15 protein-coding genes are annotated in these 17262 nt (G+C 56.0%); 13 read left to right on the top strand and 2 right to left on the bottom strand.

Translation table 11 applies throughout. The annotated features are described in order from the left end of the window. Positions 1-262: 262 nt before the first annotated feature. From rbsK to HEP82_RS01760, 12 genes are all read left to right on the top strand, one after another. The gene (gene rbsK, locus HEP82_RS01815; protein WP_192456520.1) at positions 263-1489 is read left to right on the top strand and encodes a ribokinase; all 1227 of its coding nucleotides are present in this window, start codon (positions 263-265) and stop codon (positions 1487-1489) included. Positions 1490-1539: 50 nt separating this feature from the next. Beyond that, a complete protein-coding gene (locus HEP82_RS01810) occupies positions 1540-2466 on the top strand; it encodes a dihydrodipicolinate synthase family protein (protein ID WP_192456519.1) in 927 nt (308 codons plus the stop codon). Between the two features lie 244 nt (positions 2467-2710). After that, a complete protein-coding gene (locus HEP82_RS01805) occupies positions 2711-3190 on the top strand; it encodes a YhcH/YjgK/YiaL family protein (protein ID WP_192456518.1) in 480 nt (159 codons plus the stop codon). Between the two features lie 5 nt (positions 3191-3195). Beyond that, positions 3196-4491 carry an MFS transporter gene (locus HEP82_RS01800; RefSeq protein WP_192456517.1) on the top strand — a complete coding sequence of 432 codons (1296 nt, stop codon included), beginning with the start codon at positions 3196-3198 and terminating at the stop codon, positions 4489-4491. 217 nt (positions 4492-4708) lie between these two features. Then, positions 4709-6544 (top strand): ABC transporter permease, encoded by a 1836-nt coding sequence (locus tag HEP82_RS01795; protein ID WP_192456516.1) that lies wholly within the window; start codon positions 4709-4711, stop codon positions 6542-6544. Position 6545: 1 nt separating this feature from the next. Further along, the gene (locus HEP82_RS01790; RefSeq protein WP_192456515.1) at positions 6546-7625 is read left to right on the top strand and encodes an ABC transporter ATP-binding protein; all 1080 of its coding nucleotides are present in this window, start codon (positions 6546-6548) and stop codon (positions 7623-7625) included. A gap of 37 nt (positions 7626-7662) precedes the next feature. Continuing rightward, positions 7663-8766 carry an ABC transporter substrate-binding protein gene (locus HEP82_RS01785; RefSeq protein WP_192456514.1) on the top strand — a complete coding sequence of 368 codons (1104 nt, stop codon included), beginning with the start codon at positions 7663-7665 and terminating at the stop codon, positions 8764-8766. Between the two features lie 45 nt (positions 8767-8811). Next, complete coding sequence (locus HEP82_RS01780; protein WP_192456513.1) at positions 8812-10272, top strand: inositol monophosphatase family protein; 1461 nt, start codon at positions 8812-8814, stop codon at positions 10270-10272. Positions 10273-10277: 5 nt separating this feature from the next. After that, positions 10278-11300 carry a LacI family DNA-binding transcriptional regulator gene (locus HEP82_RS01775; protein WP_192456512.1) on the top strand — a complete coding sequence of 341 codons (1023 nt, stop codon included), beginning with the start codon at positions 10278-10280 and terminating at the stop codon, positions 11298-11300. Between the two features lie 199 nt (positions 11301-11499). Continuing rightward, positions 11500-12258 (top strand): EAL domain-containing protein, encoded by a 759-nt coding sequence (locus HEP82_RS01770; RefSeq protein ID WP_225622255.1) that lies wholly within the window; start codon positions 11500-11502, stop codon positions 12256-12258. Further along, on the top strand, positions 12239-12988 hold the full coding sequence (locus HEP82_RS01765) for a putative bifunctional diguanylate cyclase/phosphodiesterase (RefSeq protein ID WP_192456511.1): 750 nt from the start codon (positions 12239-12241) through the stop codon (positions 12986-12988). Before HEP82_RS01770 ends, HEP82_RS01765 begins: the two co-directional genes overlap by 20 nt. Positions 12989-13423: 435 nt before the next feature. Beyond that, positions 13424-13759 carry a hypothetical protein gene (locus HEP82_RS01760; protein ID WP_192456510.1) on the top strand — a complete coding sequence of 112 codons (336 nt, stop codon included), beginning with the start codon at positions 13424-13426 and terminating at the stop codon, positions 13757-13759. Between the two features lie 45 nt (positions 13760-13804). Here the strand turns inward: HEP82_RS01760 and HEP82_RS01755 are convergent, their stop codons facing one another. After that, on the bottom strand, positions 13805-14335 hold the full coding sequence (locus tag HEP82_RS01755) for a phospholipase D family nuclease (RefSeq protein ID WP_192456509.1): 531 nt from the start codon (positions 14333-14335) through the stop codon (positions 13805-13807). 106 nt (positions 14336-14441) lie between these two features. Further along, the gene (glpE, locus tag HEP82_RS01750) at positions 14442-14762 is read right to left on the bottom strand and encodes a thiosulfate sulfurtransferase GlpE (RefSeq protein ID WP_192456508.1); all 321 of its coding nucleotides are present in this window, start codon (positions 14760-14762) and stop codon (positions 14442-14444) included. Positions 14763-15096: 334 nt separating this feature from the next. On the opposite strand from glpE, the gene glpD reads away from it, so the two are divergent. Then, complete coding sequence (glpD, locus tag HEP82_RS01745; RefSeq protein ID WP_192456507.1) at positions 15097-16596, top strand: glycerol-3-phosphate dehydrogenase; 1500 nt, start codon at positions 15097-15099, stop codon at positions 16594-16596. Positions 16597-17262: the final 666 nt, after the last annotated feature.

The following is a 17262-nucleotide window of genomic DNA, read 5'->3' as shown; positions in this document are numbered from 1 at the left end:
CGAAGGCCCACCACTGCTTATCAATAATTTCTACAATTCTAAAACATTTACCGCATCCCGCGCAGCGCAATAACCGGAGAGAATGTGGCCCATGATTCCTTTGGGTGTGACGGCATTCACATCTCTGAAACCCCCATGCCGTAAAGCATTCCCCTATGCACGTAGATTTTTGTTTACTTCCGTTTTGTCGGACGTCCTATGATCGCGGTCACTTTTCGACCATAGGGGGCTCCTTTACTCTCATTGAGGAGGCGTTAACAGTATGTTTCTTGAAGAACGAAGAAGCCGGATTCTTGACTATCTGGACAAGTACGACCGTGCCAGCGTGGAATACCTGGCCTCACTCTTCACTGTCACCAGAGAAACCATACGCAGCGACCTGAACGCACTGGCGAAACAGCAGTTGATCCAGCGTTGTCATGGCGGCGCCGTCATCATACGACGCAGTCTGCAATCCAAGCTGATTACCGAAACCGGCAAAGATTTCGAAGTGCTGCTGAAAAAACTCCAGCACCAGACACGGCATAAAAACCAGCGGAAAAAAGGGCTCCCCATGAGCAATCACGCCATGAAAGGCAAAGTCTGTATTCTCGGTTCATTCAATGTGGACATCGTCGCCAAGGTGGATCGTTTCCCCAAAGGCGGCGAATCACTGCTGGCAAAAGGCAGTACGCTGGGGCCGGGCGGCAAAGGCGCCAATCAGGCGATGGCGGCCAGTCGGGCCGGCGCCAAGGTGCATTTCGTTTCCAAAGTCGGTAAGGATCAGTTCAGCCACTTCGCCTACGAACATCTCTCCACCTCCGAGATCCACTCGTTCCGCTTGTATCAGTCTGAAACCGAACCCACCGGCAACGCCATCATCTACGTCTCGCAACAAAACGGCGAGAATATGATCGCTATCTATTCCGGCGCCAATCAAACCATTACCGACGAAGAAATCGCCGACATCACGCCGGAACTGGAAGACGCCGATGTGCTGCTACTACAAATGGAAAACAACTTTCCGGCCACCCTCAGCGCCATGCGGCTAGCCAGGGCGCTGGAAACGCAAATTATTCTGAACCCGGCGCCCTACTCCGACGACGTGCTGTCCTGCCTGAATTATGTAGACATCATTACGCCCAACGAAACCGAAGCGTCGTTGCTTTCCGGCATTGAAGTCAGCGACCTCGACAGCGCCAAAGCGGCGGCAAGCAAGATTCACGCACTGGGCGCGGCCCGCGTCATCATCACCATGGGCTCTCGCGGCGCACTGCTCTTCGACGGCCAGCAATACCAACATATTCCGGCGTTCCCCGCCGTCAGCGTGGACACCACCGGCGCAGGCGATGCGTTTAACGGCGCCTTTGCCGCGGCCTTCGCCGACGGCCAGAGCGTGGCGCAGGCCGCCGCTTACGCCAACGCTTTCGCCTCGCTGGCGGTGGAACGGGAGGGCGCATCCAACATGCCCACCCATTCCCAGGTCATGACACGGCTGGCCCAGCGCTAATCACCCCCCTATTTAACCACACTGAATTCGTTACCCGGCAAGGAGATAACATGAAAAGCATCGAAGGTATCGTTCCCGTAATGCTGACCCCGTTCACCCCCAACAACGAGATCGATTACCCTGGACTGGCAAGGCTGATCGACTGGTATCTGGAAAAAGGTGTGGACGCCCTGTTCGCCGTATGCCAGTCCAGCGAGATGCTGTTCCTCAGTCTGGAAGAGCGGGTGGAACTGGCCCGTTTCGTGGTAGCGCATGTCGCAGGCCGCATACCGGTTATCGCTTCGGGCCACATCAGCGACGGCATCAACGAACAAGTTGCCGAACTACAGGCGATGGCGGAAACCGGCATCGACGCACTGGTACTGGTCACTAACCACCTTGATCCGAAAAACCAGGGCACGGAAACCTTCTTCCGGACGCTGGATACACTGCTGGCGGCGCTGCCGGCAAGCCTGCCGCTCGGCTTGTACGAGTGCCCGGCACCGTACCGCCGCCTGCTGACGGACGAGGAGCTGACCCACTGCGCCAACACCGGCCGCTTTGTGGTACTGAAAGACGTAAGCTGCGATCTGCCGACCGTCGAGCGCCGGGTCAAGCTCACCGCCGGAACGCCGTTGAATATCATCAACGCCAATGCGGCCATCGCGTTCCCGGCCATGCGGGCGGGCTCCAAAGGGTTCAGCGGCGTGTTCACCAATTTCCATCCGGAGTTGTACCAGTGGCTGTATTCACAAAGCCAGCACCACCCGGAACTGGCACAGGAACTGGCGACGTTCCTGTCACTGACGGCAGTGACCGAAACGTTGGGCTATCCCAAAAACGCCAAGATCTATCACCAACGTCTCGGCACGTTTGAACACAGCGACTGCCGCGTCACCAAAGACGATGTGCTGGAGAAATTCTGGGCGCTGACGGTCATTCTCGATCAGATCCGCCAGGGAACCGAGCATTACCAGAACAAGATTCGGCAGCAATAAATTCGAGTTACGCAAAGGCGGCATCCCCGGTGCGCGGTATCAGCCCGCCATCGGGTTCAATAAAAGCCGCCTCGAAGTTTGACGTCAGCAGATAGATAAATTCGGCGCGTCCGCACGCCCTCCGGCGCATGATCGGGAGACGCGCCAACAACGCCGACGACACCATAACAGGCATATCGGCCGACGGATGAAATAACCACCCGGTTTTCATTCGCCGGTTATTGGCATACCAGGAAAACCTACCATGATTATTTGCGATCAACAGGATTGGAGCCGGGAAAAATATGCGCTGCATCCTATTATTCACCAGGCCATCCATTATATTTCCACCACGGATTTCACCACGATGGAAACCGGGAAATATGACATTATTCCCGGAAAGATGTTCTGTTTATTACAGGAATTCACCACCGAGCCGGTAGAGAACAGGCTGGCGGAATCGCACTTCCAGTTTGTTGATATTCAATATTTATTACAGGGGGAGGAAACCATCGGTGTCGCCCGGGGAAGCCGGAATAACACCATTATCGACGATAAAAAAGAAACCAACGACATTGTCTTTTATCGTGATATTCAAAATGAAAGTCTTATTACATTAATACCCGGCATGTTCGCCGTTTTCTTTCCGGAAGATCTGCACCGGCCATGTTGCCAATGCCGGGAGCCTTCTTTTATTCGCAAAGCGGTCATTAAAATCCACATCAGTTTATTTACGGATTGCTGATTATTATGAAAAACGCCACCTCGACCTTACAAGACAATACGGTTGTAAAAACCTCGCCGATGACCCGCCTGCGCTGGGGGATCATCTTTATTTTGTTAATGGCTGCCGTCATCAATTATCTTGACCGCGCCAACCTGAGTATCGCCAATACCACCATCGCTAAAGAATTCGGGTTTAGCGCCACCCAAATGGGCATGCTGCTGTCGGCATTCTTGTGGCCTTACGCCATCGCCAACCTGCCGGCCGGCTGGCTGGTCGACAAACTGGGCCCCAAACGGATGTTCTCCTGGGCGGTCGGTCTGTGGTCCACCTTCACGGTACTGGCCGGCTTCGTCAACGGTTACTCCATGTTTTACGGGCTGCGCATGCTGCTTGGGGTTTCCGAATCGCCGTTCTTCACCTCCGGCATCAAGATCACCCATCGCTGGTTCTCTTCCCGTGAGCGTGGCCTGCCGACCGCCATCATCAATACCGGCTCGCAAATCGCTAACGCCGTTGCACCGCCAATCCTGACGGTACTGCTGCTGACCCTCGGCTGGCGCGGTATGTTCATCGCCATCGGCCTGCTCGGCCTGCCGCTGCTGCTGGCCTGGCTGAAGTTCTACCGCGAACCGACGCCAGCGGAAGAGCATGAAATCCATAGCGAAGCGCCTGTTTCTTCTCCGGCCGCCGACAACACTCACCAGCAAGCCGGTTGGGGATCGCTATTCCGTCACAAGACCACCTGGTTCATGATCCTGGGCAACTTCTCCATCATGTTCACCATCTGGGTCTATTTGACCTGGCTGCCCAGCTATCTGGAAAAATCGCTCGGATTCAGCCTGAAACAAACCGGCTGGCTCGCCTCCATCCCGTTTTTTGCCGGGATCCTCGGCGTGCTGTGCGGCGGTGCGATTTCGGATCGCTTCATCCGTCGCGGCATGAGCACCATCACGGCGCGCAAGATCCCCATCGTACTGGGTGCGGCAATGGCGGCATGCTTCGTAGCGCCGATCCCGTTCGTCCACGATACCGCGCTGTCTATTTTGCTGCTGTCGTTGGGGTATTTCTGCTCCCAGTTGCCCTCCGGCGTTATCTGGACGCTGGCCACCGATATCGCGCCGAAAAATCAGGTAGCGTCGTTGGGGGCCATCCAGAACTTCGGCGGATTCCTGGGCGCGGCCAGTGCGCCGATCATCACCGGCGTCATTCTGGATGCCACCGGCGTCTTCACCAACGTGTTCTTCCTGGGCGCAGGGTTGCTGATGCTGGGCGCGCTGAGCTACGGCCTGTTCGTCAAGAAACCGATCGTCGAAAATTAAACTCGTGGGACGCCGGCCGGCGTCCCGTCGCAATACGGCGCGTTAGCACAATCTGCGCCGCCATCAAAAAACACCGCACGCCCCTTTTCCCGGCTGAACGCCGGGAAAACCGCCCTCCCCCAGCGCAGCAAAAAAAATTGCACATAGGTGCAAAACGATCACCTGACTGTCACAAAGCCTCCCTATAGTCCTCCGCTATCTGCTATCGGAAAAGAGGATGCGTCTGGTGATACCCGAACTCGTCAACCGCGAAACGCCTGTCCGGGGAGCCCGGTTACGTCGTCTGCTGGCGGTAGCTCGCCACGAGCCGGCCAACCTGCTGGGCCTGGCGCTGGCGCTGCTGTTTGTCTGGCTGATACTGGCGCCGGTGATCTCGGTGCTGCTCGACGCCGTGGTCGTTCAAAGCGGCGACAGCGTCCGCGCCCAGGCGATGGAAGGGAGCCTCACCCCTTATTACCTGCTGCGCACCCTGTCCTCTCGCATGTCGGCGCTACTACTCTGGACGCCGTTGATCAACACCCTGCTGGTGGCGCTAAACGTGGTAGCAGGTTCGCTGGTTATCGGCGTCGCGCTGGCCTGGCTGGTCAACCGTACCGATATGGCCGGGCGGAAGGGGTTCACTACCGCCCTCATCGTGCCGTTTATGCTGCCGTCATGGACGTTTGCGCTGGCGTGGAAAACCCTGTTTAAAAACCATGCAGTCGGCGGTCAACCGGGCTGGCTGGAAACGCTCGGCATCCAAACGCCGGACTGGCTGGCCTACGGCTACTTTCCGATCGTCGTGATTCTCATCATCCACTACACCCCGTTGGTGATCCTGATTGTCGGCAACGCACTGAATCGTATCGATATTCAACTGGAAGACTGCGCCCGGGTACTCGGCGCATCGCGCCAGACCATCGCCTGGCGGATTATCGTCCCGCTGGTGCGGCCCGCCCTGCTGTCGGCGGCGCTGCTGATTTTCGCCGACGGCATCGGCGAGTTCGCCATCCCCTACATCCTCGGCCTGCCGGTGCATTTCGATACGCTGTCTACCGGCTTGTACCGTGCACTGAGCTCCCGTCAAACCGGTGTGGCCGCGGTGATCGCCACCGTGATTATGCTGATGGGCACACTGACACTCCTGCTGGACATGCGGATGCTGCGCGAAGCCCGACGCTTCGTCACCGTCGGCGGCAAAGGCGGCGGCATGGATCGCCGTCATCGGCTTGGCCGCTGGCGCTTCGCGGCGTCCGGCGTCGCATTGGCGTACCTGCTGACCGGGGTGGTGATCCCGCTACTTGCGCTGTTCCTGTCCACGGTAATGAAACTACCGGGGCGTTTTAGCGCCGATAACTTCACCGCTGATTTCTGGATCGGCCACAACCTGGATACCGTCGCGCTGCACACCGGCATTCTGATCACGCCGGCGTTTTGGTTGGCGGTCGGCAACACCCTCGTTATCGTCGGCTCCGCCGCCCTGGTGGCCGGCGTGCTGGGGCTGCTGGTCGGCTACGCGGTGACACGCGGCTCGGTGAGCGGACTCAACGGTTTCCTGCGCCAGATAACCTTCCTGCCTTATCTGGTGCCCGGCATCGCCTTCGCCGCCGCCATGCTCTCGTTGTTCGCGGTGGCGCACGGCCCGCTGCCGGCGCTGTACGGCACGCCGCTGCTGTTGGTGATTGCGCTGATCGCGGAAAAAATGCCCTACGCCAGCCGTTCAGGCATCGCCGCGATGACGCAACTGGGCCGGGAACCGGAAGAAGCGGCCCGCGTCGCCGGCGCCGGCTGGCTGACCCGGCTCAGACGGATAGTGATCCCTATTCAAGCCGCGCCGCTGGCAACCGGCATCCTGCTGCCGTTCATTTCCGGCATCAAAGGCGTCAGCCTGTTCGTCATTCTGGCGATCCCCGCCACAGATGTGCTGACCACCTATTCCCTGCGCCTGATTGATTACAACTACGAACAGGCGGCCAACGCCGTCGTGTTGATGATCGCGCTGATTTCATGGGCCGGTACGATATTGATCCAACGGATATCCGGCACCGGCCTCGCTGAAGGATTGGAGAACTGATATGCCTGCCATCACCCTGACCAACCTGACCAAAACCTATCCCGGCGCCCGGCAACCCGCCGTAGACGCCATCAATCTGACCGTCAAGGACGGTGAGTTTATGTGTCTGCTGGGGCCGTCCGGATGCGGTAAAACCACCATTCTGCGCATGATCGCCGGCATCGAACACGCCAGCGGCGGCGAGATCGCCATTGGCGGGCAGATCATGGACTCCGTCGCCCGCGCCACGTTCATACCGCCGGAGCGGCGCCGCGTGGGGCTGGTGTTCCAAAGTTACGCCCTGTGGCCGCACATGACCGTCGTGCAAAACGTTGATTTCGGGCTACGGCTACAAAAAGTCCCGGAGGCGGAGCGTACCGCCCGCAGCCAGGATGTGATGGAAAAGCTGCGTATCACCGACTACGCCGACCGCTACCCGTCACAGCTCTCGGGCGGCCAGCAACAACGGGTGGCGCTGGCCCGCATGCTGGCCGTCAACCCAGGCGTGCTGCTGCTCGATGAACCGTTATCCAACCTCGACGCCACACTGCGCTTGGAAATGCGCGCCGAATTACGCCGGCTGCATGAAACCTTCGGCACCACCATTGTCTTCGTCAGCCACGACCAGTGGGAAGCCATGACACTGGCCACCACGATTGCCGTGATGAGCGCCGGACACCTGCAACAGGTCGGCACACCGGATGAAATCTACGCTCGGCCGGCCAACCGCTTTGTCGCCGAATTCATCGGCACGCCGAAGCTAAACCTGATCCCGCTTAATCAGCCCGCCAGCTCGCTGGCGGCGCATATCCATACACGCTTCGCCCCACAGGACGACCTGCAACTGTGCGGCATTCGCCCGGAGGAACTGCAACTGTCCGACCAGCCGCTGGCCGACAGCGTGCCGATGACCATCGACAACATCATGCCCACCGGCGGCAGCTGGGTGATCGAACTGGTCAGCAACGGCGATCGCCTGTTTCACTCCACCCAGTTACGCCCGTGTTGGCACGCGAAGCAGCAGGTGCACTGTCAATTGCCCGCCGGTTCGCTGCATTTCTTCAACCAACAGGGGCTACGCCAGGAACCCGTAGCGCATTGAGACCTATTGCATTCATCCCCTAACCCAAGGACATGTCATGAACCGCACTACCCTCGCCAGTCTGGCGCTGCTCGCCGCCGGCACTGTCGGCGCTTCAGCCGCCGAACCGTTTGACGTCTCATCGCTGGTCGCCGCCGCACGCCAGGAAGCGCCGATCACCGTCTACGCCTCCACCGGCAAAATCGTCCAGCAGGCCAAGGCGTTCAGCGAACGGTATGGCGTCAAAGCGGTCGGTATTAAAGCCGACGCACCGCAGATTATCGAGATCCTAAGCCGCGAAGCGCAGGCGCATAACGTCAAAGCGGATGTCGCCATCGTCGAAGACGCCCCCGCCGGCATCGAACAACTACTGAGCAAAGGCTATGTTCAAAGCTGGGTACCGGACGATATGAAAGCCGCCATCCCGGCCAACTATCAGGATCCGCTCACCGTGGTGCTGGCGCCGAACGTGTTCGCCTATAACACCACGCACCACGACGCCTGCCCCATTACCAATATCTGGCAACTGACCGAACCGCAGTGGCGCGGCAAAGTGGCGCTGCAAGACCCGACCGGCAAACCGGCCTACACCGACTGGTTCAGCCAGTTGGCCACCCACTACGACCAACAGATGCGTGAGGCATACCAGCAGCAATACGGCAAACCATTACCCGCCAGCGAACATTCGGCGACAGAGGCTTTCGTTAAAGCGCTGGCGGCCAACAGCCCGCTGCTGACGCACTCCGACAACGATGCCGCCGAAGCCGTCGGCGCGCCGGACGGCAAAGGCGATTTCGTCGGTTTGGTCTCCACGGCGAAATTCCGCGACAACCAGCAGGGCATGAAGCTGGGATTGTGTCACGGCATGAAACCAGTAATTGGCTGGAACTACCCAAGCCTGGGCGTCATTGCCGCCGGTAGCCACAGCCCGAACGCCGCGAAGTTATTCATTCGTTATCTGATGACCGCCGAAGGCATCTCGCCGCAGGGCGTGGACGGTAAGATGTCCACCAATCAGACGGTAACGCTACCGGCAAACGAACCCTCCGGTATTGAAAAATACCGTGATGAACTGATGGTATATCAAACGTCCAGCGCCAAAACCGACTGGCAAACCCGCCAGGACTGGCAAGACTTGTGGAACCTGAACTACCGTAAATAATCCTGTCGGCAAGGCGCGCCTTGCCGTTTTATCCCGGAGCACACCTTGACCCAGACCAACCTGGAGCGGCGCGAAGCCGCTCTGAAACAAATCATTCTCGCCGCCGGCGATACTGCGCTGCGGCATTTTCGTACCCGTCAGCCGGGCGCGTTCACCCTCAAAGGCCATCAGGATTTTTTAACCGAAGCCGACGCACTGGTGGAGAAACAAATCCGTCAGGCCATCAGCGCGGCCTTTCCCGAGGATGCGCTGATGGGTGAAGAAACCGGCGGCGCCACTACCGATGCCGCACGCCTGTGGGTGGTCGACCCCATCGACGGCACCGCCAATTTCGCCCGAGGGATCGAACATTTCTGCATCGCCATCGCGTTTGTCAGCCAGGGAATAACCGAACTGGGGGGCATCTACAACCCGGCAACGCAGGAGCTGTATCTGGCGCGCCGCGACCATTACGCACAGAAGAACGGCCAACCGCTACACACCGCCCGCACGAGCGATGCGCGTAACGCTACCTTTGAATTGGGATGGTCTACACGCACCTCACAGCGGCGCTACCTCGATGTCATGGCAGCACTGTTGAGTACCGGCGCCAATGTGCGGCGCGGCGCATCCGGCGCGCTGGCGCTGGCTTGGGTGGCAGAAGGACGCACCGACGGCTATATCGAACTGCACATGAATGCCTGGGATTGTCTGGCTGGGCTGCTGCTGGTCAGCGAAGCGGGCGGGCGTGTTGGCCAAGTCAATGATCCTTACGCCGCGATTTTCAATGGCCAGCCGGTGCTGGCGGCCGCGACCGGCGTGGCTGACGCACTAGCGCGCGCCAGCGGTATTTCACTCGATACCGATGCATCCCCGATCGACGCTCAATCGGCAACACCGCATTACCCGCGTCCCGCCATCAGCCTGATCGAAGCCGATGTTCCCGGTTGGGGAATGGATATTTATATCGGCGGCGCCGCCGGAACCACGGATCTGGCGCTGCTGGATCAATACGGTATCGGTACCGTCATCAACTGCGCGGTTAATCTGGATATCGATTGGGTGTACGTGCCGGAACCTGAATCCCCCGCGCATTTACTCAGGCACGGCGCCGGCCCGGTTCGTTACTACAAACTCGGCCTGATTGACGGCGACGGCAACCCCGCAGCCATGCTACATGCCGGCTACCACCTGATGCGCTCTGCATTATTGCAACGTATTCCCGACAAACCCTCTTACCGCAACCGCGAACGGGGCAACCTGTTGGTCAATTGCCGTGGCGGCCGCAGCCGTTCGGTCACGTTGGTGGCGCTGTTTTTACATCTGGAGTGCCCGGCGCGCTATCCGACACTGGCCGATGCCATCGCCCACGTACAGGACAAACGCCAGCTTCACCCGGACGAATGGTTCGAAGCGCCGAAACCGGCGCTGATCGCTTTGGCACAACAGGCCATCGAGAGGGAACAGGCGCTGCGCGCCGCCGGGCTGGGCACACCCTCCCCGATCATGGATGAGCCACGGAGCTAAACGATATGGCATCGGCGTCGGAAAAAAATATGGCCAGTGCGGCGGAAGTGGCGCGTCTGGCTGGTGTGTCGCGATCGGCGGTATCGCGCACCTTTACCCCCGGCGGCAGCGTATCGCCCGCCACGCGCCGCAAAGTGCTGGCCGCCGCCGAAGCACTTAACTACCACGTTAATCATCTGGCTCGCGGTCTTTCCAAAGAAGAGTGCCGGCCAGTGTGCATCCTCGGGGGCCACCTGCGCGCCCCTTATCAGGCACATTTACTCGACCAGCTCACCCGACGCCTGCAACAGGCCGGGCGCGCGGTGATGGTCATCAATACCGACGGCGGGGAAACCAGTGCGGATGCCGCCTTGCGCCAGACGCTAAATTACCGCGCCGCCGCCACTATCGTGTTGTCAGGCTTGCCGCAGGCGTCGCTGGTGGAAACCTGCCTGCACAGCGGGCAGCAGGTCATTCTGATCAATCGGCTGGGGGAGTTTGACGGCGCAGACCACATTGCCATCGACTATACCTCCACGCTGCATGAGGCATACCAGATGCTGGCCGATGCCGGTTGCCGACGCCTCGCGATGATTTCATCGACCGCCCGCTCCCCCAGCATGGTGATGCGCGAAACCCAATTTCTGGCTGCCGCCCATCATGCCGCCGAACCCTGCCGGTTGGTGCGCGCAGGGCCGACCGGTTATGAAACCGGCGCGCAGGCTGCACGGGAATTGCTGGCCGGCGCTCAGCGCCCCGACGGCGTTTTTTGCGCAACCGATCTGATCGCCTGCGGCTTTCTTGACGTGGCGCGCTACGAGTTCGGCCTGCGCATCCCGCAGGATCTGTGTCTCGTCGGTTTCGACGACATTGAACAGGCGAGCTGGGTCGGCTACCAATTGACGACATTCTCCCAGCCGCTGACCACCATGGCGGACGCCATCGTCTCGCTGTTATCCTCGCCGCCCGCCGCCAGACAACCGGCAACCCATCTGTTTAAGGCGCCTCTGGTCTGGCGCAATACGGTGCGGCGCCGAGCCGTCGACTGACGACAGGGTATAACGTAAAGTTTCCATAGTTGAAAATTGCATCAGCAAATAAATTAAAACGATCAATAATCAATAAATGATAGATTTTAAAGATTGTTCAGTGTAGACCGATCGTTTTAAACGATTTTCATATTCCCTCTAGCAGGGGTAAATTAACGTTTAAACAACAAATAAATCGAAAAAAGAGATTTTTCATGCAATGAAAAACTTATTCTCGATACATCTGTCCCCTCTTATTGCCAGGGAAAAAAATATTTTTGCATTTGACCTGACACTCAATCAGAAGCGAGGATTTTTCGATACAAAAAAGGGAAGTGATAACTATATTCCCGTCCCGACCATGAATAAATTTCAGTTACTGGCACTCAAGTTACAATATATAAGGACGGCATGGTTATCCTCGATGCTTCCAGTACCTGTCTTATCGATTGAACTCGATCGAGAACTGTTGATTTTTCTTGTCGGCAATAAAGCATTACTCGATATCGTCGGGCAAACAAAAGATATTCGGTTTCTGGTGAGTGAACATATTGATATTATCGGTGATGAACAAAGCTACCGCGCATTGCAACTTCTGACGTCAATGACAAAAATATGGCTCAACAATTTTGGCGCAGGAAGAACCAATATTTCATTACTCAATAGAGTGACATTCGAGTATATAAAAATAGAGAAATCCTTTCTGTTAAAGTGCGGAGAGTTGACTTTTTTCAGAAAAATATTGGCTGATATTAATGGCTGGAGTCAGGGCGCAATTCTCACGGGTATCGATAATGATGAGATGTACCGGCAGTTTAATGCGAGGGATATTTATGGCATGCAGGGCGCATTATGGCAAACCACCACGTTGATGGCGGGCTATGACGCTGTTGGCTATATGGCGACATCGGACATCACTCAGCCAGCGCCATTCATCACAGAAGGGATAACCGTCGCCAATGATATTTACCGACAATGACCTTGCGGCTGCTGTCCATCAGAGAAGCGGTTTTTGTCTTCATTACCAGCCGATCATTAACCTGAATAGCCGGGAAGTCAGCGGATTCGAGGCATTGATTCGATGGCATCACCCGCAATTCGGGTTGATTCCGCCGGACCGTTTTATTCCCATGGCCGAGCAGTCCGGACTGATTCGCCCACTGGGTGAATGGATTATTCAAGAAGTCTGCCGGCAATTATTACGACAGCCAGGATATGCCATCGCGACTAACGTATCACCGGTGCAATTTTCCGATACGAATTTTGTCGATACGCTGCTGGAGTATCTACATCGACAACAATGTGACATACGTAATATTGAAGTGGAAATCACGGAAAGCGTTCTACTCAGCGACATTGAAAATATTCGAAATAAAATCAAAACGCTGAGATCAGCAGGTATTGCTGTCGTTCTGGACGATTTCGGTGCCGGTTACACCAGCGTGCACTATCTGTATCAATACGAATTCGACAAGGTAAAAATCGACAAGAGCCTGATCATGCATCTTGGCGAGAACCGGAAGAACCGAATCGTTGTCGGTTATCTGATTGATACACTGCATGAAATGGGCATAAAAGTGACTGCTGAAGGCGTGGAAACGGCAGCCCAGATGCACATATTGGGTGAATTGGAATGCGATTCTATTCAAGGTTTTTTTGTTTCCCGGCCGCTAACGATCGACCAGTTGGATAGGTTTATTTCCGGTTAACGGTTTGCCCTTACCGACGAACGCCGGCGCATGCTGAAAAACCAGCTATTTATTTGTCGACATTGGCTTATCACGGTTATCGACAACGCATTTTATTATCTCAGCCGACAGACCAGAAAATCATCGAACTGTACCGTCATCATGGCGGTTGTTTTATTTAAGCACCTATACCACAGGCGCTATTATCACCCGATACTGGGCCAGCATGGCATACAGAACAATGCTGCGCATAGTGCACAGTAAAATAAAAATTACCGGCAGAATATTTTCCAGAAAACAGTCTGTGTGCACACGGCGGATATAAACAGACGCTCCGCCAGCAGCATAGCCATAACGAAACCGGCATCAGAACCAACATATTTCAACACCCGCACCATGCTGATATATCCGTAAGCATGGTCGATTATTTTTTATTTTAAAAACACCGAGGATGACATGAATACTGCCGCGTATGAAAAACATCTCGCTCCAGTCAGAAAGCTGCTTGATGATCTTAATGTTATGAATTACCTCTCGCTCGTCGCCTATATGAATGATTATATCCATCGGCAACGCATCGGCACGCTGACGACAAATGAGTTTAACTTTCTAAAAGAAAGACTGCGGAAAATAAAAATCGGCGTCGACCAGGTCGTCTACATCACCCAAACCGAGAAAGATAATATTGTCGCGGCATGCCTGGAAATTATGGCATTCATCGAAAGCAAAAGAGCCCCGCAACCCATGACCCACGCCCAACGCGCCGCCGTCTATAAGCTCAGGCAAGCATAGCGTTGATGTCCCGATGGCTGGAGGACTCAGCCGTCGGGACATCGCTTAATACGTGGAATGCCAGTCGCTCCCCTGCGCCCAACGCGACTGCCAATGAACCAGATACGTTTTAGCCAGCGCCGGACTACGGATCACCAGCACGTTCTCGGAATTATGCTTTTCCGCCGACGCCGTGTAATTGAACGAACCCGTCTGTACTATGCGGCGATCCACCACCATGACTTTGTCATGCTGAATTTTGTAATGGTTGTTGGTTCTCAATTTAACCCCCGCATTGACCAGCAGGTTTTTGGCAGCCAGGCTGGCGCCGCTAAGATTCGCCTGCTCGTCAATGACGATACGCACATCTACACCGCGTTTTTGCGCATCTGCCAGCGCCTTGATGACATCAGGCGCCGAAAAATTGTACGCCATCATCCGGATGGAGAGTTTTGCGTTCCGAATTGTCTCCAGCACCAGTATTTGGGCACTCCCTTCTGGAGAAAAACCCGCCTGTACCGAAGGCGACGCAGCGCCGGCTGCCAGCGGCAATAACGCCAACAGCCACGTACACGACATCAATCGGGGTGTGCTCATGCCGGTGCCTCCTCGCTGACCAACCCACTTAGTGCCTGTCTCGCCAGGCTTTGGGGCTGGCCATATTGAAATAGGACAGTGCCCGAAATCCTCACGTACTGCCTGATTATCCGGCGGCAACCTCCTGCGGGAAGCGTTGCCGCCAGGCCTCAAAACCACCGTCCACGCTATAAACGGCATCAAATCCCAGGCTTATCAGATACTGCGCCGCATTGCGGCTGCTGATGCCGTGATAGCACATCACCAGCACCGGCTGTTCAAGATCGGCGCCGCGAACAAAATCCGACAGCGTTTCGTTGGTCAAATGGATCGCGCCGGGGACATGTGCCGCGCCAAAACTTTGGAGATCGCGAATATCCACCAGTACGTTGCCCTGCTGCCAGCGTTGATACGCCTGCTCGATATCGATCGCCTCAAACTGTTCCATGCATGACCTCGCTGATGACATGACGTTTGTTATCAAATTGTGGTCATTGTACCCCACTCTTCGCCGGCATTGACCTGAAAAACTGCGGGGAGCTGTCCAATTATTGCCGTATGCCATACCACAGCCACAATCAGCTGCCATCATCAATAGAGAGGGAAAGACGGCCGTCGGATGCGTGTCAGAGCGTCATCATCCCGCGTCGCCATGAACAAAGTGTTACGTTCATCACGCATGAATGTTTTTATTTGGTTAATGCTTGGCTGCAATGTTTGTTTTCGATATCATAATGAGCGAAAACGAACATTTAATAATGGCATGTGGTGGAGGTAGAAACGTGGAAAGCAAAGATCTGATCGTGATCGGCGGGGGAATTAACGGTGCGGGCATCGCTGCGGACGCGGCTGGACGCGGCTTGTCGGTTCTGCTGCTGGAAGCGCAGGATCTGGCCAGCGCAACCTCCTCCGCCAGTTCCAAACTGATTCACGGCGGCCTGCGCTATCTGGAGCACTATGAGTTCCGTCTGGTGGGGGAAGCCTTGTCGGAACGAGAGGTTCTGCTCAAGATGGCGCCGCACATCATCTTCCCGATGCGCTTTCGCCTCCCTCATCAACCCCATCTGCGCCCGGCTTGGATGATCCGCGCCGGTCTGTTTCTTTACGACCATCTGGGCAAACGTGTCAGCCTGCCATCCAGCCACGGTCTGAAATTTGGCCGCGAGTCGGTACTGAAACCCGAGTTGACGCGCGGTTTCGAATATTCAGACTGCTGGGTGGATGATGCCCGCCTGGTGGTGCTGAACGCTCAGGAAGTGGTACGTCACGGCGGCGAGGTAAAAACCCGCACCAAAGTCACCCGCGCCTGGCGCGAAAACGGGCTCTGGCACGTTGAAGCGCAGGATATGTTGAGCGGCGACACGCTGCACTGGCAGGCGAAAGGGCTGGTCAATGCTACCGGCCCGTGGGTGAGAGAATTTTTCGACGACGGGCTGGCACTGCCCTCGCCGTATGGCATTCGACTGATCAAAGGCAGTCATATCGTGGTGCCGCGCGTTCATCATGAAGAGCAGGCGTATATCCTGCAGAATAAAGATAACCGCATCGTGTTCGTCATTCCCTGGCAGGATGAATTTTCGATCATCGGCACGACGGATGTGGAATACCACGGCGATCCGCGCGACGTGGCGATTAATGACCAGGAGATCAACTATCTGCTGGACGTCTACAATGATCACTTCCGCAAACCGCTCACGCGGGAAGACATCGTGTGGAGCTATTCCGGCGTTCGCCCGCTGTGCGACGACGAATCAGACTCACCGCAGGCCATTACCCGCGATTACACGTTGTCCGTCGCCGATGATAACGGCCGCGCGCCGCTGCTGTCGGTCTTCGGCGGCAAGCTGACCACCTACCGCAAGCTGGCGGAACACGCGCTGGAAAAACTGGGGCCATACTTCCCGCACGCCGGCAAAGCCTGGACCCGTCAAACCGTCCTACCGGGCGGTGATATCAAGGGCTCCCGCGATGATTACGCCGCCGCGCTGCGTCGCCGCCACAATCTGCCGGAAGCGCTGGCGCGTCGCTACAGCCGCACGTACGGCAGCCACAGTGAAAAAATCCTTGCGCAGGCGAACGGCGTGACAGAACTGGGTGAGCATTTCGGCCATAACCTGTATGAAGCCGAGCTGCGCTATCTGGTGGAACACGAATGGGTCGTGACGCTGGAAGATGCCATCTGGCGCCGCACCAAGCTGGGCATGTGGCTGGACGAAACGCAGCAACAGCGGGTCGTCGAATGGCTGGATCGCTACCGCAGCCAACTGGCGCAAGCAAGCTAACGCCGCGCCTCGCGGTGACAGGGCACCCGGCACCGGGCGCCCTGCATTTTTCCCGTGTCGAACCGGCAATATTGTCGAATATCCTCTGGATCAAACATCCCCCCCATCAGTCCTGCAACACCATTATGTTCGAATGATTTATTATCAGGACTGCACTCAATGAATATTTCCATAAATTGATCTGGCGACAAGATCATATTTTATTTTTAATATTTTCCCTTCCAGATAAGAATAAAAATCAGTTCGCTATAAAATTAAATAAAAGACAAGCTAATAAGATCTTAATCACAGATTGAGTAATTTTCAGACACTACTATTAACACGGTTATTAATTATATTATTCTGAACCAGAGAATAACCATAAGCATACTGACAGGCGGTATATGACTATTCATTGCCTGACAGGAAATATATCCTAAATCATTCCAATGACAGGAAGGCGACAAATGTGTTAACCCCGACGAACTTACTCCGGTAAATAACTCGGATAATAAATATTGTCAACATACCTGCAACGTGAAGCATGACGGATATAATAACCAGCCATGACACAGGGAATAGATAAAGCACACATGGCGATATGAAATAAAATATACAACGAAAATAATAAATACTATTCCCGTATAAAACATTCGATTCGCCTGTATTTATCGCCACGCAAAATTC

This window comes from Musicola keenii, from assembly GCF_014855505.1.
In the GTDB taxonomy this organism is placed as follows: domain Bacteria; phylum Pseudomonadota; class Gammaproteobacteria; order Enterobacterales; family Enterobacteriaceae; genus Musicola; species Musicola paradisiaca.
The sequence above is the reverse complement of the archived record's forward strand: the minus strand, read 5'-3'. Positions and strand labels throughout refer to the sequence as shown.